This window comes from Pseudalkalibacillus sp. NRS-1564, assembly GCF_050467905.1.
In the GTDB taxonomy this organism is placed as follows: domain Bacteria; phylum Bacillota; class Bacilli; order Bacillales; family Guptibacillaceae; genus Guptibacillus; species Guptibacillus hwajinpoensis_B.
Genome location: NZ_JBITPM010000003.1, coordinates 1 through 20156, shown reverse-complemented (window position 1 = coordinate 20156; position 20156 = coordinate 1). Strand labels below are relative to the sequence as shown.

Below are 20156 nucleotides of genomic sequence, written 5' to 3'. Positions count from 1 at the left end.
GAAATGAACAATGATTATTATTCATGCAGGATTACAAATTAACCCGGCTAAAGAAGAAGAATTTCTTAAAGAAGTGACAACTTTGATTGAAGCGGCTAGAAATGAAGAAGGTAACATTTCTTATACACTTTCAAAAGAAGTTGAAAAAGAGAACACTTATAAAATGATTGAAGCTTATGAAGATATGGCTGCAGTCGATGCGCATAACCAAAGTGCTCATTTTCAAGCTTTTGTAGGTAAAGCACCAGAATATCTAGTTGCACCTTTAGATGTTAAAGTTTATGACGCTACTGAGATACAAAAATAATAATTAGTAGATAGCGAGAACCTTTCGGCTCTAGCATGGCAGTATCGTCTAAATGAGACGTTGCTGCCATGCTTTTTTTGCTTTTATTATTAAAGGAGATTTGATAAAGTCACCCAGGCCGATTTTTCTATTAGAGATTCATCTAATTGGTTGCGAGCAAAGGTTGTAAGAACCACTAAAGTTAACAGTGTAATTAAACTTATACTCCTTTGATAAAAACCCAAATGTCCTTAAAAACATTTGCGTGATAAAGAGTTTTTAGTACCACGAGAAGAACTGGGCCGATGATTAGACCAATGAATCCAAATAGTTGGAAGCCTACAAAGAGAGCAATCAATGTTGCGAGAGGATCAAGTCCAATATTCGATGATAGCACTTTAGGCTCCATGACTTGCCGCTGAATCACGACAATTCCATAAAGAATAGAAAGTCCTATGGTCAATCCGTAGTTTCCGATTAAAAAGGAATAAATCATCCATGGCACGAAAACTGCGCCTGTACCAAGGTATGGTAGTAAATCGACAAGCCCAATGATAATCGCTATGGTAATCGCATAATCTACTCGTAAAATAAAAAGACCAATTAAAACGATAATTGCTGTCATTGAAATAAGGGTAAGCTGTGCTTTCAAAAAACCAAAAAGAGCGCGTCTTAAGTCAATATAAACGGTGCTAATACTTTCTTGGATATCAGTTTTTACTTTTAGTTTCATCCAATTTATGAACTTATACCAGTCTTTACTAATAAAAAAAGTGGCAAGCATAGAAAAGATCAGAACTGTTAGGATCGTAGGTAAGCTGACAATAAACGAGCGGATTCCTTCAACAAGAGTTTGAAGTATATTCGTAAGGGTAGTTGTAATGGTTGTTCCAATGGACTGGATATTATCGAGTACTGTGGTTTGTTGATCTTTGTTCAAATCCTTAAATAATTCTTCAAGCTGATAATAAAGTGGCATGACGTGAGACACGAAAAGATCTTCTATGAATAAGACAATTTCTTGGAAATTTCCTGGTAATACATTTGCGAGGTATACAACGCCTTGTACAACTTCATTTACTAGCAGAGCAATAAAGGCAGCAAGGACTCCGATAAGGAATAGAATTGATAGGGCTACAGCGAGCGGCCTCGGTATTTTCGCTCGGTTTTCTAATAAGTCTACGAGAGGGTTAATTAGAAAAGCGAGCAAAAGAGCGATGACAAATGGATAAGCAAGATGCCAGATATAATAAAAGGAGATCAGAGAAACAATAATAAGAAGAATGACAAGTAGAAAGCGTAAGATTCTATGTATGTACTTCCAATTCATTTGAATCCCCCTTATGTCTTTCCTATATTTTACACCGGTTGCTTCGTGACAATCAATTGGGATTGAGGTGATCCGTGCTTAAATTCATAAAATTTGTTATACTATAAGAGTTCTGTTAGTGTGAAAGAGGGAGTTATATGACAATTATTTCACAGCCTACCATCTTTTTGCTTATCTTACTTGGGATCGCACTTGTAGCGAAGAATAGCTCACTGATCATTGCGGTAGTCGTTTTGTTACTAATCAAAGCAGTGGGATTAGGTGATAAAGTGTTTCCGATATTCCAATCCAAAGGCATTTCATGGGGCGTTACGATTATAACCATTGCCGTACTCGTTCCAATTGCTAGTGGTGAAATAGGATTTAAGCAACTTGGAGAAGCTGTCAAATCTTCCTATGCCTGGATTGCGATGGGGGCAGGAGTGTTTGTAGCCATCATAGCTTCAAAAGGCATCGTCTTACTTCAGAATGATCCGCATATTACGACAGCACTTGTATTTGGTACTATTCTTGCAGTTGCTGTTTTTCAAGGGATTGCTGTAGGTCCATTAATAGGAGCTGGAATTGCCTACATGGCTATGAAGATTGTCGAACTTTTTAACTGAACGACTGTTCAGGAAGGGGCGGTTGTGCAGTATTTCTTTGATTATCAATTCAGATTTTCGGCATGTGAGAAAAAAAGGAATTGATGAAATTATGCATATTCATTCACAAATATCAGAGAATTGTTTATAATGAGAACTGACGCACCAACTTGTACATAGGTTCTTATTTTTTTTGGAGCGTTTTAAAAGCGTTATCAAAGCAGAATTTTTAGAAAATATCAGAGCCAATAATATGGAAAAGGAGAGGGAGACGTATGACGACTACACGCGGATTAGAAGGCGTAGTTGCAACAACATCATCGATTAGTTCTATCGTTAATGATGTCTTAACATACAGAGGATATAACATCGATGACCTCGCTGAGAATGCTAGTTTTGAAGAAGTAATTTATCTTTTATGGAATGATAAACTTCCAAATAAGACAGAACTTGAGGAATTTACAGCTGATTTTGCCAAAAATGCAGCTATTCCTGAAGAAATCGTTGCTCAAATGAAGTCTTATCCAAGTGATAAAGTACATCCGATGGCAGCTCTTCGTACTGCTGTTTCTACACTTGCTTTATATGACGAAGAAGCAGATGATATGAGTGAAGAAGCGAATTATCGTAAGGCGATTCGTCTTCAAGCTAAAATACCTACTGTTGTAACCGCTTTTTCCCGGGTTCGTGAAGGAAAGGATCCAGTAGAACCTAAGAAAGATCTAAGCTTTGCAGCTAACTTTTTATACACATTAACTGGTGAGCTTCCGGTAGATGTGGCTGTGACAGCTATCAATAAAGCCCTAGTCCTTCATGCAGACCATGAACTGAACGCTTCCACTTTTACCGCTCGCGTATGTGTAGCTACTTTATCTGATATGTATTCAGGTGTCACAGCAGCGATTGGTGCTCTTAAGGGACCTCTTCACGGTGGGGCAAATGAACGCGTGATGGCTATGTTAAGTGAAATCGGCAGCGTTGATAATGTCGAACCTTATTTGCAAAATGCATTTGATAACAAAGAAAAGATCATGGGCTTTGGGCATCGCGTTTACAAGACAGGTGACCCGCGTGCGAAGCATTTACGAGAGATGTCACGTCAGTTAACTGACCTTACAGGTGAAACAAAATGGTATGAGATGTCAACGAAGATGGAAGAAATCGTTACAAGTGAGAAAGGTCTTCCACCTAACGTAGATTTCTATTCAGCTTCTGTTTACCATAGTCTTGGCATTGACCATGACCTGTTCACGCCACTTTTTGCAGTGAGTAGAGTTTCTGGTTGGATTGCTCATATTCTAGAGCAATATAGTAACAATCGCCTCATTCGTCCACGTGCAGAATATATTGGTTCAACGAATCAGACATATGTAAAAGTAGAAGACAGATAGAAGAAAACTCAGGGAGGATCATTTCTTCCCTGCTTAGCTAACATAAAAGTTATTTCAATAGGAGGAATACAGAATGGCAAATGGAGAGAAGATTACCGTAAATAATGGTGTACTAAATGTTCCAGATCACGCAATTATTCCGTATATTGAAGGAGATGGGACTGGTCCCGATATTTGGGCAGCTGCCTCTAAAGTTATCGAAGGTGCCGTAGACAAAGCTTACGGAGGAAAGAAGAAAATTGTATGGAAAGAAGTATATGCAGGTCAAAAAGCCTACGATAAAACAGGTGAATGGCTACCAGCAGCTACTCTTGATGCAATTCGTGAATACATAATTGCAATTAAAGGGCCACTTACAACACCTGTAGGAGGAGGCATTCGTTCTCTTAACGTTGCACTTCGTCAAGAGCTTGATTTATTTACTTGCCTTCGTCCAGTTCGTTATTTTAAAGGAGTTCCTTCTCCAGTAAAACGCCCTGAAGATACAGATATGGTTATTTTCCGAGAAAATACAGAAGATATCTATGCTGGAATCGAGTTCCAAAAAGGATCAGATGAAGTGAAAAAAGTGATTTCATTCCTTCAAGATGAAATGGGTGCAAAAAACATTCGTTTCCCTGAAACTTCAGGCATTGGTATTAAGCCAGTTTCTGAAGAAGGAACGAAGCGTCTTGTTCGCGCAGCGATTCAATACGCTCTTGACGAAGGTCGTAGAAATGTAACCCTTGTTCATAAAGGGAACATCATGAAGTTCACAGAAGGCGCATTTAAAAACTGGGGCTATGAAGTGGCTGAACAAGAATTTGGAGATAAAGTCTTTACTTGGGCTGAATACGATCGTATCGTTGAAGAAAAAGGTAAAGATGCTGCGAACGAAGCTCAATCTAAAGCAGAAGGTGAAGGCAAACTCATCGTGAAAGATGCGATTGCGGACATTTTCTTGCAACAAATTCTTACTCGTCCAGCTGAGTTCGACGTTGTCGCTACAATGAACCTTAATGGTGATTATGTATCGGATGCTCTTGCAGCGCAAGTTGGTGGAATTGGTATTGCTCCAGGAGCAAATATCAACTATGAAACTGGTCATGCTATTTTTGAAGCAACGCATGGTACAGCTCCAAAATATGCTGGTCTTGATAAAGTAAATCCATCATCTGTTATTTTGTCAGGCGTTCTTATGCTTGAGCACATTGGATGGAATGAAGCAGCTAAGCTAGTTCTTGATGCCATGGAAAAATCAATTGCGAATAAAGTTGTAACATATGATTTTGCGCGACTAATGGACGGCGCAACAGAAGTGAAAACATCTGAATTTGGTGATGAACTAATCAACAATATGGACTAATTCAACAGACCACCAATTTTGAACTGGATTAAAGGAGTGGCTATTAAATGACAATGAAACGTAAGAAAGTTTCCGTAATTGGTGCAGGATTTACAGGGGCAACGACGGCTTTTCTACTAGCTCAAAAAGAACTTGCTGATGTAGTACTTGTAGATATCCCAAATCAAGAAGGTCCGACAAAAGGAAAAGCTCTTGATATGTTTGAAGCAAGCCCAGTTCAAGGATTTGACTCTAAAATCACAGGGACTTCAAGCTATGAAGATACAGCTGATTCAGATATTGTTGTTATTACTGCTGGAATTGCAAGGAAACCAAGGATGAGTCGCGATGATCTTGTGAATACTAATGCCAAAATCATGAAGAGCGTTACTCAAGAAATCGTAAAATATTCTCCTGAAACGACAATAGTTGTTCTAACAAATCCTGTAGATGCCATGACGTATACGGTATTTAAGGAGTCAGGTCTCCCTAAAAACCGTGTCATCGGGCAATCAGGCATTCTTGATTCTGCACGATTCCGTTCATTTATTGCTGAAGAATTAAATCTTTCTGTGAAAGATATTACCGGTTTCGTACTTGGTGGTCATGGTGATGATATGGTACCACTTGTTCGCTATTCATTTGCTGGAGGCATTCCTCTTCAAAGCCTTATTTCTGAAGACCGGATTAATGAAATTGTAGAACGTACACGTAAAGGTGGCGGGGAAATTGTAAGTCTGCTTGGAAATGGTAGTGCTTATTATGCTCCTGCTGCATCTCTTGTTGAGATGGTTGAAGCCATTTTAAAAGATCAACGTCGTGTGCTTCCTACAATTGCTTATCTTGAGGGTGAATATGGCTATGATGGTCTATACCTTGGTGTGCCAACAATACTTGGTGGCGACGGGATTGAAGACATCATCGAATTAGATTTAACTGACGAAGAAAAGAAAGAGCTGGATAAATCAGCCGAGTCTGTTCGCAAAGTTATGACGGTATTAGGTTAATAATGCCATTAAAGTAGATCCGGTGTTAACCGGATCTCTTTTACAACATTATAAGAAAGCGCTTTCTTATATAAGGGGGAGTAGCTGTGCTTTTAGGGAAAAAACGAAAAATTGGACGAATGATTGAAGAGATTTCTGTTGGTGAAAAGCTTGAAGTATCAGAAAAAATAGAGGATCGAGATCTTCTTCTCTACCTTGGAATTTCCAACGATAACAATCCCCTATTCATTCAGCATGATTATGCCTCTATGACGCCTTTTAAAAAGCCGATTGTTCCGCAAATTATGCTCCTTGCTATCGTAACAGGTGCTATTTCTAAATATTTGCCAGGACCCGGAAGTAGTCTTAAGAAACATGAAGTGAAATATGAAAACCCGGTTCATCATTATGAGACGCTTCACTTCAAGTTTGAAGTCATAAACGTGTCTAAAGAAGCACATGAAGTCGTCATAGCTGTTAAGGGTGTAAACGAATCGGAGGATTCCATTTTAGACGGAACTTTCACTGTCAGCCCTCCATATCCTGCTAAACCACTAACAAAGTCAACTTCATTTGATAATTTTTAGAGCCCATTTTGGGCTCTTTTTTTGTAACGAAATTTCATACGTATGGAAAACGGTTAATATCGTGGATAGCTTAAGTTTTTCTTTTGCCTTTGTGAAAAAAATAGTATGATGAAAGTATTCAGGCTAAAATAAAGAAAACCGCCTGGTATAAGAATCGGTATTGATGAATGGGGAAATTCGTTAGGGGGATTTGACAATGGCTCAAAAAATACTAGTTGTTGATGATGAAATATCAATTTTAACATTGCTTCAATTTAATCTTGAACAGGCAGGATACGAAGTCGTCACTGCTGAAAACGGTGCTGAAGCTTTAGAAGTCGTGATTGAGGAAAAGCCGAATTGCATTATCCTTGATCTCATGCTACCTGAAATGGATGGATTAGAAGTATGTAAAGAATTGAGACAACGTCATATTCACACACCGGTGCTGATGTTAACTGCAAAGGATGATGAATTTGATAAAGTGCTTGGTCTTGAACTAGGTGCTGATGATTATATGACGAAGCCATTTAGTCCAAGGGAAGTAGTGGCCAGAATCAAAGCTATTCTCAGACGAGTGAAACAACTTGAGGAATCAAAGGCTGCTAGCCAAATGGAAGAATCCGAAAAAATCCAAGTTGGAGAATTGGAAGTATACCCTAATAATTATGAAGCATTCTTCCAAGAAGAAATTATGGAGGTAACCCCGAAAGAATTTGAGTTACTCGTTTATCTTTTACGTCATAAAGGACGTGTACTTACAAGAGAGCAGCTGTTAAGCGCTGTATGGAATTATGATTTTGTAGGAGATACGAGAATTGTTGATGTGCATGTTAGTCACTTACGTGAAAAGATCGAACAGAATACGCGCAAACCTGAATACATTAAAACAATCAGGGGTCTTGGGTATAAGTTAGAGGAGCCCTCAATTTAATGAAAAGATTTCGTTCACGCTTTCTTAATGCTCAATTTGTTATCCTCTTTATCGTATTTTCTATGATGATCGTTTTCCTTGGCAATTTATTTGAAGGAATTCTATTCGAGAGTGCTAGTCAGGAAGCTCTATCGAATATGTGGCTGATATTGATTTTTTCTTTTGCAGCTGCTTTTTTTATCATTATATATATTAGTCTTCGTATCTCCAATCAGTTAACGAAGCCCTTGGAGGGAGCATTAAAGGTTGCGAATGAACTAGCTTCTGGAAATTTCAAGGCAAGAACATATGAGTATAAACTAGACGAGACGGGACAACTTAGTCATGCTTTAAATATACTTGCTAGAAATTTGCAAACCATGACCACATCTTATGAAATTCAGCAAAATCGCTTAATGACACTCATTGAAAACATGGATAGCGGCTTAATTCTTATTGATTCAAAAGGTCATATTAATTTAGTAAACCGCTTTTATAAAGACACTTTTCAAATCCAAGTAAATGATTATATGGACCTGCTTTATTATGAGGCTATTCCTTATCGAGATATTATTCGTATTGTTGAGGAGACACTTCTTGTAGAACAAACAGTGCGTAAGCAGGTTGAGTTAGAAGTGGGAATTGAAATAAGGCATTTTGATGTGTCTGGTGCACCAATTCTTGATCAGGACAATAAGCTGAAAGGTGTTGTCCTTGTTTTTCACGATATTACAGAATTGAAGAAGCTCGAACAAATGCGCAAAGACTTCGTAGCGAACGTTTCTCATGAATTGAAAACGCCGGTGACTTCGCTCAAAGGGTTTGCTGAAACATTATTAGATGGCGCTATGGAAAATAAAGCTTTTAGAACTCGTTTTCTTACCATTATTCTAAATGAGAGTGATCGACTTCAAAGTTTAATTCAGGATCTTCTCGATTTATCTAAAATGGAACAAAAGCATTTCTCATTAAACTGGCAAGTTGTAGACTTAAAAGAGGTTATTGATGATTGTTTGTTAATGACTCAAAGCAAAGCAGAAAAAAAGGGCATTGAAGTGAATGTCCAATATGAGGGGAATCTTCATATTAAAGGAGATACAAATCGTTTAAAACAAGTGTTTCTGAATTTAATTGCCAATAGCATTACGTATACACCGGAAGAAGGCAAAATTACGATTTCTGTTCAAGAGTCAAGTGACATTGTTCAGTTCATCATTTCGGATAACGGAATTGGCATTCGTAAAGAAGAACTTCCTAGGATATTTGAACGTTTCTATCGAGTGGACCGGGCTAGAAGTAGAAATTCAGGCGGAACGGGTCTTGGGCTTGCTATAGTGAAACACCTTGTTGAAGCACATCATGGTCGTATTGATGTGAAGAGCGAACTTGGAGATGGGACAACATTCGTGATTACACTTAACAAAGAGAGACATTTCTAAACTTTACGATTTCTTTACACTCTATTTATATGTCCTTTAAACTATTTCTGTAAAGTAACAATTGACCCCTTCATCATGACGAGAGCATATTTTTGAGACGAGTATAACTCGTCTCCTTTTTTTTAGATCATATTATGGAATGCCTTCTATACAAAATCAAAACTTTATTGAAAATGTTAAGTCGTGATTTTATTATGCTTTATTTGTTTATTGGCGCTTGTTTTTCTTTCTTTTTGCCATCGTGGTAAAATGAAAGGAGCAGGCGTCGCTTTTTATAATTTTAGCGATAATAAAACGTCTATATGAATGAAACGGGAGGATTTCGATTGAAAAACAAATTAGTATTAATTGATGGAAATAGTATTGCTTATCGTGCATTTTTCGCATTGCCATTGCTAAACAATGATAAGGGTGTATATACGAATGCGGTGTTAGGTTTTACAACGATGTTGCTGAAGATTATTGAAAATGAATCACCAACTCATATGCTCGTAGCGTTTGATGCAGGAAAAACCACGTTCCGTCATAAGACATATACAGAATACAAAGGTGGTAGACAAAAGACTCCTTCTGAATTGAGTGAACAGTTTCCTGTCATTCGTGAGGTGCTAGATGCCTTTAATATTAAGAGATATGAAATTAAGAACTATGAAGCAGATGACATTATTGGAACGGTATCAACCATTGCGAGTAAGGAAGATTGGGAAGTTAAAATATACTCCGGTGATAAGGATCTTCTTCAGCTAGTTTCAGATAACGTTCATGTTGCTTTAACTCGTAAAGGGATTACAGATATTGATACATATGACCCTGCATTTCTTAATGAAAAATATGGACTTTCTCCAGATCAAATTATCGATATGAAGGCGCTAATGGGTGATAACTCGGATAATATCCCTGGGGTACCAGGGGTTGGAGAAAAAACGGCTCTTAAATTATTGAAGCAGTTTGGCACAGTTGATGCGGTTTATGAGTCGCTTGATAAAGTGTCGGGCAAAAAGCTTAAGGAAAAACTTGAAGAGAACCGTGATCAGGCCATGATGAGTAAGGAACTCGTAACAATATTTAAGGAGACGCCTCTTGAGCTTGGAATAAATGATCTGTCATATAGAGGATATGAACATGATGCTGTAGTTTCATTATTTAATGAGCTCGGCTTTAAAAACCTTCTTAATCGAATTGGTGGAGAGCAAAATGAGGAACAAGCAATAGATGAATTGTCTTTTGATTTGGTTAAAGAAATTGAAGAGCATCATTTAATCAGTCCTTCTGCCATGATCGTTGAGGTAATGGAAGAAAATTATCACAATGCGGAAATACAAGGTATTTCTATTGTGAATGAAAATGGGAATTATTTCATACCAACCGAAGTCGCAATGTCTTCTAAGCTATTAAAAAACTTCCTTGAAGATCGATCTCAGAAGAAGTGGGTGTTTGATGCGAAGCGAGCAGTTGTTGCTCTAGGGTGGAAAGGGATTGCGCTAGAAGGCATTACGTTTGATTTAGTAATTGCTTCTTATTTACTGAATCCCTCTGAGTCAACGCATGATATATCTGCTATTTCTCGTCGAGAAGGCTTTTCAATCGTTTCCTCTGATGAATCGGTTTATGGTAAAGGGGCAAAACGGAAACTTCCAGAACGAGACGAGCTTGCAGACCACCTTGTTCGAAAAGCTTTCGCTGTTTTCCAATTAAAAGAGACACTTGAAGAACAGTTAAAAAAGAATGAACAATATGAGCTATTTCACGATCTTGAAATGCCGTTAACCCTTGTTCTTGGTGAAATGGAAACAAAAGGTGTATCCGTTGATACGAAATTCCTTGAGAAAATGGGTGCAGAGTTAAATGAGAAATTAAGCAAAATCGAAGCAAGGATTTTTGAACTTGCAGGTACAGAGTTTAACATCAATTCGCCTAAGCAACTTGGTGAGGTTCTATTTGATAAGCTAGAGCTTCCGGTGATTAAGAAAACAAAAACTGGATATTCAACTTCAGCTGATGTACTCGAAAAGCTTGAAAGTAAACACGATGTTATTCCAGAAATTCTTCTTTACCGTCAATTAGGGAAGTTGAATTCAACATATGTAGAAGGTTTACTAAAAGTGATCTATTCTGATACTGGGAAAATTCATACAAGGTTTAACCAGGCTCTCACGCAAACAGGTCGACTTAGCTCTACAGACCCTAACTTACAGAACATTCCGATTCGTTTAGAAGAAGGCCGTAAGATTAGAAAAGCTTTCATTCCATCTAATGAAAACTGGGTTATGTTTGCGGCAGACTATTCGCAAATTGAACTAAGAGTCCTTGCACACATCGCTCAGGATCAAAATTTAATCGAAGCTTTCCAACAGGATGAGGATATTCATACGAAAACAGCGATGAATGTGTTCAACGTTAACAAGGATGACGTTACGTCGAATATGAGAAGACACGCGAAAGCTGTTAATTTCGGAATTGTTTATGGTATTAGTGATTATGGTCTTTCTCAAAGTATTGACGTTTCGAGAAAGGAAGCTGGCGAATTCATCGATCGGTACTTAGAGAGTTTCCCAGGGGTGAAAAATTACATGGAAGATGTAGTTGTTAAGGCGAAAGAAGAGGGGTATGTATCAACAATGCTCCAGCGAAGAAGATATCTGCCCGAAATTAACTCAAGGAACTTTAATCAAAGAGGGTTTGCTGAAAGAACGGCAATGAACACACCGATTCAAGGAACGGCTGCTGATATTATTAAGCTTGCGATGGTTCAAATGGATACGCGATTAAAAGAAGAAAATCTAAAAACGCGTATGCTACTTCAAGTACACGATGAATTAATTTTTGAGGCACCAGAAGAAGAAATTGAAACGTTAAAACGGATCGTACCTGAAGTGATGGAATCTGCAATCAAACTGGATGTACCGCTGAAAGTTGATTATGAATATGGCTCCACCTGGTATGATGCGAAGTAGGCATCAAAGGAGAGGGAATAATGCCTGAATTACCAGAAGTAGAAACAGTTAAACGCACGCTCGAAGAATTAATCGTAGGGAAACGAATTACAAATGTATTAGTAAAATGGCCAAAAATCATCAAGAAACCTGATGATGTCGAAGCATTTAAAATGAAGGTGATTGGACAGACATTTAAGGGTGTAAGAAGAAGAGGGAAGTTTCTAAAGCTTATACTCGAGGATGATGTGATCGTTTCGCATCTTCGAATGGAAGGGAAATATAAGTTAACATCTATAGAAGAAGAGTTTGATCATCATACTCACGTATTCTTCACTTTTGATGATGGGACAGAACTTCGATACCATGATGTACGTAAATTTGGCACGATGCACTTGTTTCCGATTGGAATAGAAGAAAATGAGTTGCCGCTTGCTCAGCTAGGTTATGAACCATTTTCTGATCAGTTTACCCCAGAAGTTTTACAACAGGGGTTTAAAAAGACTTCTAGGAAAGTAAAAACGGTATTATTAGATCAAACAATCGTTGTGGGATTAGGAAATATTTATGTGGATGAGGCATTGTTTAAAGCTGGTATTCATCCTGAGCGAGTGGCTTCAACGTTAAAAGAAAACGAAATTGAAGAGCTTCATGCTGAGATTGTGAATACGTTAAAAGATGCTGTAAACAAAGGTGGAAGTACAATACGTTCCTATGTAAATAGTCAGGGAAAAGTTGGAACTTATCAGGACAGTTTATTTGTCTATGGTAGAGCAGGTCAAGAGTGTAAGAGGTGCAATGGAGAACTTTCCAAAATCGTAGTCGGTGGGCGCGGTACGACATTTTGTCCTGACTGTCAGATAAATGAGTGATTCGTAGCGTTGGATGGGCTGCTTTCATATACTGTTTAAGATTTTAGTATGGAAGGAGCTCGCCTATGTACTGGGTTTCTCTTTGTTTCTTAGCACTTGCAGTAAGTGTAGATGGATTTGGGGTCGGCTTAACTTATGGCTTGCGAAGAATGAGGATTCCTTTTAAGTCAATTCTCATTATTTCAATCTTTTCGGCGGTCTCCATGTTGGTCGCTATGGGGTTTGGGTCCCTTTTACAATTATGGATATCAGATATATTAGCCCAGCGTATTGGAGGCGGCATCCTTATTGCGCTTGGTGGCTGGGTGCTGTATCAAATGTTTCGTAACAATAAAGAAGCAGAAAAAACTGTTTCAGAGCGAATCCTTCTTCATTATGAAATTCGCTCGCTTGGAGTGGTCATCAGTATATTAAGAAAGCCGACAACAGCCGATTTTGATGACTCCGGTACGATTACAGGTATTGAAGCTATCATGCTCGGTGCAGCATTGTCGCTTGATGCCTTTGGAGCAGGGATTGGTGCGTCAATGGTTGGGTTTCCACCAATTGAAACTTCTCTTTTAATCGCATGTATGAGTTCGTTATTCCTGCTTTTAGGTCTTAAGTTTGGTAACTTCACTTCAAATATTAAATGGATGGATAAACTTTCTTTTTTACCAGGGTGTTTACTCATCATTCTGGGCTTTATGAGAATGTAGGAAAGGAGAAGATACGATGGATATAGGACTTACCGGTGGAATTGCTAGTGGAAAAAGTACTGTGGCAGAAATGATTCGCCGATATAACATACCAATAATTGATGCAGATGTGATGGCAAGAAAAGTGGTTGAACCTGGTGAGCCAGCTCTAGAAGAGATTTTTCGTTTGTTTGGAGAGGAAATGAAGGATGATAATGGTGGGCTTGATCGGAAGAAGCTTGGCTCTGTTATCTTTAAGGACGATGACAAGCGTAAGCAATTAAATCGTGTTCTTCATCCCGCTATTCGAAAAGGAATGCTTGACGAAGCTGCAGCTTATAAAGAACAAGGAAACGCTCACGTGGTATTCGATATTCCGCTGTTATTTGAAAGTAAACTGACTCATATGGTAGATCAAACACTTCTTGTCTATGTTAATGCTGACGTCCAGTTGAAACGATTAGTGGAGCGAGACGGTAGTACAGAAGAAGAGGCAACTGATCGCATACATTCTCAATTGCCTATCGAACAGAAGAAAAAGCTTGCTGATGAAGTGATTGATAATATGGGAACACGTGAAGAAACAGATAAGCAGCTTAGGAACATTCTAACTAAATGGAAAATCATTTAAAAAAATACGCCTTTCTGGCGTGTTTTTTTGTATTTATTTAGACGATTGCTCAGATATATGACGATTTACAAAAATAGTGTAAATTAATCTTTTCAATTGCATATTATATGTTATACTAATTTTGTGATAGGGGAAATAAGTATAACACATATATGGCGGGAGGAACGCTGGATGAAATCAAGAGTAGCGATTAATGGCTTTGGAAGAATTGGGCGTATGGTATTTAGAAAGGCAATTATGGAAGATAGTTTAGAAGTTGTGGCAATTAACGCTAGCTATCCGCCGGAAACGCTCAGCCATTTAATTAAATATGATAGCATTCACGGTACATTTGATGGAGAAGTAGTCCCTGTTGAAAACGGGATAAAAATTAATGGTAAAAAAGTTGTTGTTTTAAACAACCGTGATCCGAAAAGTCTTCCTTGGAAGGATATGGGGATCGATATTGTGATTGAAGCCACTGGTAAATTCCGTACAAGAGAAGAAGCAGCCTATCATATTGATGCGGGTGCTACCAAGGTAATCATAACAGCTCCTGGTAAAAATGAAGATCTTACAATTGTGATGGGCATAAATGAAAGCGAATACAATAATGAAAAACATCACGTTCTTTCAAACGCTTCTTGTACAACCAACTGTCTTGCTCCTGTAGTACAGGTGCTTGATAAATCCTTTGGTGTTGTCTCGGGAATGATGACAACTGTGCATGCGTATACGAATGACCAAAAAAATATCGACAACCCCCATAAAGATTTGAGAAGAGCTCGCGCTTGTGGTCAGTCAATCATACCGACTTCGACAGGAGCGGCAAAAGCAATTTCTAAAGTTTTACCACACCTTGAGGGGAAACTTAACGGCATGTCACTTCGTGTACCTACACCAAATGTCTCACTTGTAGATCTTGTAGTAGATCTTGAGAAGGATGTGACAATTGATCAGGTTAATGATGCTTTAAAGGCTGCTTCCGAGGGACCGCTTCGAGGAATTCTTGGCTACTCTGATGAACCTCTCGTTTCCATTGATTACAACGGAAATGATCATTCATCGATTGTTGATGGACTTTCTACAATGGTCGTTGAGAATAAGAAAGTAAAGGTCCTTGCCTGGTACGATAATGAGTGGGGTTACTCATGCCGAGTTGTTGATATGGCGAAGTATGTGGGAGAAAGAATACCCGAGAGATTGAAAGCAATCGTATAGAAAGTGGGAGAAGAGGCGGTATCTCACCGCTTCTTTTTTTATAAGCTTGTGTTATTGATAGCTCGATTTTTGTTCGAATCAATGGGTTGACACAGCGCGTAAATACTACAAAAATCAACAAGGCTCGTTAATATAGTCGGTATGTAAAATAACGTAATGATAGTACTCGCGAAATTCACATCTTAGTTAAAGGAGCAGTTAACGATAAACCAAATATATTTGAATGATTGAATCATACTACAGTTAATAGGATAAAATTAGTCATATAAGAATATAATGAGCTTTAATGCTCAATAACGACGAACTAACAAAAAGGTTCTTTAATTTATTCTTGCAAATCTATTTTAAAAGCCTTATACTATTTTTCGTGAACTTCTTTTATAGCAATTTGGCATTGAAAACTACTTAAAGGGTTAGGACCTCATCGGACTAACTTTCCCCCGTGGTGGATTTTCGATACCGCATGCTAATCAATGCATGAGTAAATTTAAAGGGGGAATTTTGCTATGGATACAATGGGTCGTCACGTCATTGCTGAACTATGGGGCTGTGACATTGAAAAATTAAACAACATGAAATTTATTGAAGAAACGTTTGTTGAAGCTGCTCTTAAGTCCGGTGCTGAGGTTCGTGAAGTTGCATTTCATAAATTCGCTCCACAAGGCGTTAGTGGTGTTGTTATTATTTCTGAATCACACTTAACGATTCACAGTTTTCCTGAACATGGTTATGCAAGTATTGATGTATATACTTGTGGAGATCTTGATCCGAACGTCGCGGCTAACTATATTGCTGATGCTCTCGGTGCAGATTCACGAGAAAACATTGAACTTCCTCGAGGCATGGGTCCGGTCAAACCTAAAGTTAGAGAAGAACAGTCAGCGTTTACTTCATAATAATACAATGATTGAAAAGGGTGCTCAGTGCACTCTTTTTTTATATTCACTAAGAAGACATCTCGCTTTTCCTATCGGTCCTATTCCTTTCAATGTGATTGATTTATCAGTCATTTATTGCTATTCTTAAAAAAAATAGAGGAGGACCTGGGGTGGGAATAAAAGAATTTTTTAGCAACCGTTCTGAAACTGGGGAAAGACATCCGAATGATGCTCTTAAAACCCATTATTTTAAAGCGACAAAGGAACAGGCTTTTACAGAAGCGAAAGCCGTCCTTCAACAACACTATAAAGGTGAAATCGTTACGAATTCTCCGGAGCGTGGAGAATTTGTTTTTCAAGTGAAAGGTCCTAAAAAGGCCCTTATTGTTGTAATAGTTGTCACGGTTCGTGCTTATAGAACTGCCGTTGATTTCTCTGTTTCAACAGAGACGCCACTTCCAGTTGATTTCGGATACAGTAAGAAAGTCATTGCAACCATTTATAATGATTTAAAAAAGAAACTTACGTTAATCGGAACAGGGATTTCTGAGCAGTTTTAAGGGTAGGTGTGTCATGACACATTTTATGCTAAAATAGTAGTAGAAATCTTGTTCGTTTAGTGGAGATGATCTTATGCGTTGTCCCAACTGCAATCACAATGGTACAAGGGTGCTTGATTCTCGGCCGGTTCACGAGGGCCGTTCGATTCGTAGGCGCCGTGAGTGTGAATCGTGTACGTATCGATTTACGACATTTGAAACAGTTGAAGAAATACCGCTTATTGTAGTGAAAAAAGAAGGAACTAGAGAAGAGTTTAGCAGGGATAAAATTCTTAGAGGTTTAATTAAAGCCTGTGAAAAAAGGCCTGTTCCACTTGAAACTCTAGAAACAATTGTTAATGAAATCGAACGTGATCTTCGTAATCAGGGAGCTTCCGAGATCAGTAGTGATGTTGTGGGAGAGCTTGTTATGGATCAGCTGGCAAAGGTTGATGAAGTTGCTTATGTTCGATTTGCTTCTGTCTATCGTCAATTTAAAGATATTAATGTCTTTATCCGCGAATTAAAAGAATTAATTAACAGAGCAGAATAACAAAGGGGGAGCTTCGCGTAAGCTCTTTTTTTGTACGGTTTCAAAAATTATGAGGAATACAAAGGTGAAGCATATGCATTGGAAAGAACTTCTTCCTGTTGATACGCTTCAGATTGAAGCATCCGGACTTTTGCACGAGTATGATCGAAGAGTACTAACATTGTTATATCAACCTTTAATCGGGGCTCCGGCCTACAGTCTTTATATGACTCTCTGGAGTGCTCATGAGCAGCAGAATCATTTTGTTACAACAATGACTCATCATAATTTGCTACTTATGATGAGATGGGATTTGAAGAGAGTACTTGAAGAGAGACGTAAATTAGAAGGAATTGGCCTGTTGAAAACATATGTAAAAGACAGTGGAGATCCTAGACATTTTACTTATGAATTGCAAGCTCCTCTCACACCGGAACGCTTCTTCAATGATGGCGTACTGAATATTTATTTATTCAATCGATTAGGACGTAATCGATACAATGATCTAAAAAAGCACTTCACAGTGGAAAAGGCAGATCTAGCTGAGTATAGTGACGTGACTGCATCATTTAATGAAGTATACGATTCTCTTCACCCGTCTGAAATGACTGGTATGAGCGAAGTAGAAGAGGAAGTAACGATAGAGAAACGTGATGAAAATAAAGGCCTTGTTTTTACTTCTTCGCAATTCGACTTCGATATGATGAAGCAGCACATTTCTGATATGATTGTCACTGAGAAAATGTTTACAGAGTCTGTTAAGAAAACGATTGAGCGACTTGCTTTTGTGTATAAAATTGAACCATATGAAATGGGCCGGATTGTGGAACAAGCTGCAATTCACCATGACGAACTTTCTGATGATCTACTGCGCAAGGAAGTAAGCAGTTGGTTCGCGCTTGAAAATCGTGGCAAAGTGCCTGCTCTCCAATATAGAAGTCAACCTGTTTCTTTACAAGAGTTTCATAAGAAAGAACCTGAGACAGAAGAAGAGAAAGCGGCGCAGAGATATGAACAGATGACGCCATATGATATTCTTCAGCGGGCAGCTGAAGGGGGAAAACCTTCTGAAGCAGATATGAAGCTTGTGGAGCGAATAATGGATGAACAAAAGCTGACTCCTGGTGTTATGAATGTCTTACTTGATTTCATTCTAGAAACGCAGGATAAGAAGTTATCGAAGAATTATGTAGAAAAGTTTGCGAGTCACTGGGCAAGGGCAAGGGTAAAGACAGTAAGAGAAGCAATGAACCTTGCCATTAAAGAGCTTCAGCAACCGGCCAAGAAAAAAACAGGCTCTTCCAATCGTGGGAAACCTGCCGCTAGAAAAGACAAAGTGCCTGAATGGATTTCAGATCAAAAAGAACCGGATATGTCTCATGAGGAGCGATCTGAGAAACAGGATCAGCTTAAAAAGATGCTAAGTAAATATAAGAAATAAGCGGGGTGAACAAGAATGGAATCAATCCAGGAATCATTTAACAAGATGCCAGGCAATAAGAAATTCCAGGAACAGTACCAAGAGATGAAGAAGGCTATTATGGCCGATGAAGATATTCGTGCATTTATTGAAGAGCATGACGAGGTCGATGACAAAATAATTGATAGAAGTCTTGCAAGACTATATGAATATACAACACAAGCAAAGCGATGTGAAGGATGCCCTGGTCTCTCGAACTGCATTAATATGATGGAGGGGTACGAGCCTGAGCTATTTATTAATCGTTCGGTGATTGATATTCGCTACAACCGTTGTCCAACAAGAATTGAAGATGATAAGAACAAAAAGCGTAATCAGATGATTCAAAGCTACTATATTCCGAAAGAAATTCTTCAGGCTACCTTCGCGGATTTGGATGATGAAGATCCTGTTAGAATTGAAGCGATTGGGACGGCGATTCAATATGTAGAAGATTTCGTTCCTGGTGAAACCACTAAAGGGCTTTATATTCATGGAGGTTTTGGGGTAGGGAAAACGTTTATTCTCGGGGCTATTGCAAACCAGCTGGCGAAAGAAAAAGGGGTTCGTTCTCAGTTTATTTATACTCCGGATTTCTTCCGTCAAATGAAAAGCGCCATTCAAGATCAATCTATTGATGAAAAGCTTGATTATTTAAAAGAAACACCGCTCTTGATACTTGATGATATTGGAGCGGAAAATATCTCAAGTTGGGTACGAGATGATATTCTTGGAGCTTTATTACAATATCGTATGACTGAGGGGTTACCAACTCTGTATTCATCTAACCTGGACTATGCTTTGCTTGAAGATCATTTAGCTTATTCCCATAAAAGTGGAATTGAAGAAACGAAAGCTAAGCGGATTATGGAGCGAATTAAGCACTTTACCACGCCTGTATTTTTAGAGGGTAAAAATAGACGAGTTTAAAGTCTTCCATTACGGAAGGCTTTTTTTTTGGTTCTATACATCATTTCGCATATTCTGCCATATAGATTCTAATGAGAAGGTAGTGGACAGGAGGGAATGCGTTGGTTTCGATAACATTTACTGATATAGATGACTTCCAATTTGTATTCGATCAATTGAACAAGTTCATTAAAATCGGTGACTCAGTCATTGTAAATGAAGAAGAGTTAAGTCTTTCTGTTGCGATAGGCCCATATGATACAAAACTGTGTTATCAGATTTCTCAATGCATTGCTAACTGTGTGAGTACCTTCTATGAGAAGCGTTGGATGGAACAGCTATTAACTTCAACGTATTATTATCAAGATAAAGATGAAATTGGTGAAATTACATCCATTGCTCGAAGTATTGGAGATGGGGATAAAGAAGACTATCCAGGTGCTCATCGCTATGCTAATCGAAGGGACGTACTGCTTCAGTCAACATTATCGTGTATTGAACAGGGTGGAACCATTTTGTTTGATTCTTTTTTAAGATTTCGAACGGGTCCTTATCGTGCTTTGCTAAATGAATTGATTGGAGAAGCGATTGACGAATATAAACTTGAACAAGAATATCAAAACTTCGTTGAAGGTTTAAGAATTCTATTGCGATCCAGGCAATCTCTTCAGAAAAAAGTAGTTCTTGTTTATGATAAAACATATCAA

At 38.4% G+C, this 20156-nt stretch carries 20 protein-coding genes; 19 read left to right on the top strand and 1 reads right to left on the bottom strand.

What is annotated here, in order from left to right; all coding sequences use genetic code 11:
* The first annotated feature begins 10 nt into the window (after positions 1-10).
* Positions 11-307: a putative quinol monooxygenase gene (locus tag ACIFPW_RS01185; RefSeq protein ID WP_430241409.1), complete on the top strand. Its 297-nt coding sequence runs from the start codon at positions 11-13 to the stop codon at positions 305-307.
* A gap of 199 nt (positions 308-506) precedes the next feature.
* Here the strand turns inward: ACIFPW_RS01185 and ytvI are convergent, their stop codons facing one another.
* On the bottom strand, positions 507-1616 hold the full coding sequence (gene ytvI / locus ACIFPW_RS01180) for a sporulation integral membrane protein YtvI (RefSeq protein WP_430241407.1): 1110 nt from the start codon (positions 1614-1616) through the stop codon (positions 507-509).
* Positions 1617-1753: 137 nt separating this feature from the next.
* Here ytvI and ACIFPW_RS01175 point away from each other — a divergent pair, with 137 nt between their 5' ends.
* From ACIFPW_RS01175 to ytxC, 18 genes are all read left to right on the top strand, one after another.
* The gene (locus ACIFPW_RS01175; RefSeq protein WP_306558417.1) at positions 1754-2221 is read left to right on the top strand and encodes a DUF441 domain-containing protein; all 468 of its coding nucleotides are present in this window, start codon (positions 1754-1756) and stop codon (positions 2219-2221) included.
* Between the two features lie 254 nt (positions 2222-2475).
* Positions 2476-3591 (top strand): citrate synthase, encoded by a 1116-nt coding sequence (gene citZ, locus ACIFPW_RS01170; RefSeq protein ID WP_430241405.1) that lies wholly within the window; start codon positions 2476-2478, stop codon positions 3589-3591.
* 73 nt (positions 3592-3664) lie between these two features.
* Positions 3665-4936: an NADP-dependent isocitrate dehydrogenase gene (gene icd, locus ACIFPW_RS01165; protein ID WP_430241403.1), complete on the top strand. Its 1272-nt coding sequence runs from the start codon at positions 3665-3667 to the stop codon at positions 4934-4936.
* Between the two features lie 47 nt (positions 4937-4983).
* The gene (mdh, locus tag ACIFPW_RS01160; protein ID WP_430241401.1) at positions 4984-5922 is read left to right on the top strand and encodes a malate dehydrogenase; all 939 of its coding nucleotides are present in this window, start codon (positions 4984-4986) and stop codon (positions 5920-5922) included.
* 86 nt (positions 5923-6008) lie between these two features.
* The gene (locus ACIFPW_RS01155) at positions 6009-6488 is read left to right on the top strand and encodes a MaoC family dehydratase (protein ID WP_430241399.1); all 480 of its coding nucleotides are present in this window, start codon (positions 6009-6011) and stop codon (positions 6486-6488) included.
* A gap of 196 nt (positions 6489-6684) precedes the next feature.
* The gene (locus ACIFPW_RS01150) at positions 6685-7401 is read left to right on the top strand and encodes a response regulator transcription factor (protein ID WP_283153890.1); all 717 of its coding nucleotides are present in this window, start codon (positions 6685-6687) and stop codon (positions 7399-7401) included.
* Positions 7401-8819 carry a two-component system histidine kinase PnpS gene (gene pnpS / locus ACIFPW_RS01145; RefSeq protein ID WP_430241397.1) on the top strand — a complete coding sequence of 473 codons (1419 nt, stop codon included), beginning with the start codon at positions 7401-7403 and terminating at the stop codon, positions 8817-8819. Before ACIFPW_RS01150 ends, pnpS begins: the two co-directional genes overlap by 1 nt.
* A gap of 326 nt (positions 8820-9145) precedes the next feature.
* The gene (polA, locus tag ACIFPW_RS01140; RefSeq protein ID WP_430241395.1) at positions 9146-11773 is read left to right on the top strand and encodes a DNA polymerase I; all 2628 of its coding nucleotides are present in this window, start codon (positions 9146-9148) and stop codon (positions 11771-11773) included.
* Between the two features lie 20 nt (positions 11774-11793).
* Positions 11794-12624 (top strand): DNA-formamidopyrimidine glycosylase, encoded by an 831-nt coding sequence (mutM, locus tag ACIFPW_RS01135; RefSeq protein ID WP_430241394.1) that lies wholly within the window; start codon positions 11794-11796, stop codon positions 12622-12624.
* 65 nt (positions 12625-12689) lie between these two features.
* Positions 12690-13322, top strand: coding sequence for a sporulation membrane protein YtaF (gene ytaF, locus ACIFPW_RS01130; protein ID WP_194219314.1), 633 nt, complete (start codon positions 12690-12692; stop codon positions 13320-13322).
* A gap of 16 nt (positions 13323-13338) precedes the next feature.
* On the top strand, positions 13339-13932 hold the full coding sequence (coaE, locus tag ACIFPW_RS01125; protein ID WP_194219315.1) for a dephospho-CoA kinase: 594 nt from the start codon (positions 13339-13341) through the stop codon (positions 13930-13932).
* 171 nt (positions 13933-14103) lie between these two features.
* Positions 14104-15132 carry a glyceraldehyde-3-phosphate dehydrogenase gene (locus ACIFPW_RS01120; protein ID WP_430241391.1) on the top strand — a complete coding sequence of 343 codons (1029 nt, stop codon included), beginning with the start codon at positions 14104-14106 and terminating at the stop codon, positions 15130-15132.
* Positions 15133-15638: 506 nt separating this feature from the next.
* Positions 15639-16028, top strand: a complete 390-nt coding sequence (gene speD / locus ACIFPW_RS01115) for an adenosylmethionine decarboxylase (protein ID WP_194219317.1) — start codon at positions 15639-15641, stop codon at positions 16026-16028.
* A gap of 152 nt (positions 16029-16180) precedes the next feature.
* Positions 16181-16570 carry a hypothetical protein gene (locus ACIFPW_RS01110; protein WP_430241389.1) on the top strand — a complete coding sequence of 130 codons (390 nt, stop codon included), beginning with the start codon at positions 16181-16183 and terminating at the stop codon, positions 16568-16570.
* Between the two features lie 73 nt (positions 16571-16643).
* A complete protein-coding gene (nrdR, locus tag ACIFPW_RS01105; RefSeq protein ID WP_404681390.1) occupies positions 16644-17102 on the top strand; it encodes a transcriptional regulator NrdR in 459 nt (152 codons plus the stop codon).
* Positions 17103-17175: 73 nt separating this feature from the next.
* Entirely contained in the window at positions 17176-18522 is a 1347-nt protein-coding gene (locus ACIFPW_RS01100; protein WP_283154270.1) for a replication initiation and membrane attachment family protein, read from the top strand.
* Between the two features lie 15 nt (positions 18523-18537).
* A complete protein-coding gene (gene dnaI / locus ACIFPW_RS01095) occupies positions 18538-19470 on the top strand; it encodes a primosomal protein DnaI (RefSeq protein WP_194219321.1) in 933 nt (310 codons plus the stop codon).
* 101 nt (positions 19471-19571) lie between these two features.
* A partial coding sequence (ytxC, locus tag ACIFPW_RS01090; RefSeq protein WP_430241386.1) for a sporulation protein YtxC occupies positions 19572-20156 on the top strand: 585 nt, incomplete at its 3' end.

Coding starts and splice junctions, on each gene's coding strand:
- coaE (WP_194219315.1), top strand. CDS start 13,339: ATGGATATAGGACTTACCGGTGGAATTGCTAGTGGAAAAAGTACTGTG.
- ytvI (WP_430241407.1), bottom strand. CDS start 1,616: ATGAATTGGAAGTACATACATAGAATCTTACGCTTTCTACTTGTCATT.
- ytaF (WP_194219314.1), top strand. CDS start 12,690: ATGTACTGGGTTTCTCTTTGTTTCTTAGCACTTGCAGTAAGTGTAGAT.
- ACIFPW_RS01175 (WP_306558417.1), top strand. CDS start 1,754: ATGACAATTATTTCACAGCCTACCATCTTTTTGCTTATCTTACTTGGG.
- dnaI (WP_194219321.1), top strand. CDS start 18,538: ATGGAATCAATCCAGGAATCATTTAACAAGATGCCAGGCAATAAGAAA.
- speD (WP_194219317.1), top strand. CDS start 15,639: ATGGATACAATGGGTCGTCACGTCATTGCTGAACTATGGGGCTGTGAC.
- ACIFPW_RS01185 (WP_430241409.1), top strand. CDS start 11: ATGATTATTATTCATGCAGGATTACAAATTAACCCGGCTAAAGAAGAA.
- mdh (WP_430241401.1), top strand. CDS start 4,984: ATGACAATGAAACGTAAGAAAGTTTCCGTAATTGGTGCAGGATTTACA.
- ACIFPW_RS01100 (WP_283154270.1), top strand. CDS start 17,176: ATGCATTGGAAAGAACTTCTTCCTGTTGATACGCTTCAGATTGAAGCA.
- pnpS (WP_430241397.1), top strand. CDS start 7,401: ATGAAAAGATTTCGTTCACGCTTTCTTAATGCTCAATTTGTTATCCTC.
- ACIFPW_RS01150 (WP_283153890.1), top strand. CDS start 6,685: ATGGCTCAAAAAATACTAGTTGTTGATGATGAAATATCAATTTTAACA.
- nrdR (WP_404681390.1), top strand. CDS start 16,644: ATGCGTTGTCCCAACTGCAATCACAATGGTACAAGGGTGCTTGATTCT.
- mutM (WP_430241394.1), top strand. CDS start 11,794: ATGCCTGAATTACCAGAAGTAGAAACAGTTAAACGCACGCTCGAAGAA.
- ACIFPW_RS01120 (WP_430241391.1), top strand. CDS start 14,104: ATGAAATCAAGAGTAGCGATTAATGGCTTTGGAAGAATTGGGCGTATG.
- citZ (WP_430241405.1), top strand. CDS start 2,476: ATGACGACTACACGCGGATTAGAAGGCGTAGTTGCAACAACATCATCG.
- icd (WP_430241403.1), top strand. CDS start 3,665: ATGGCAAATGGAGAGAAGATTACCGTAAATAATGGTGTACTAAATGTT.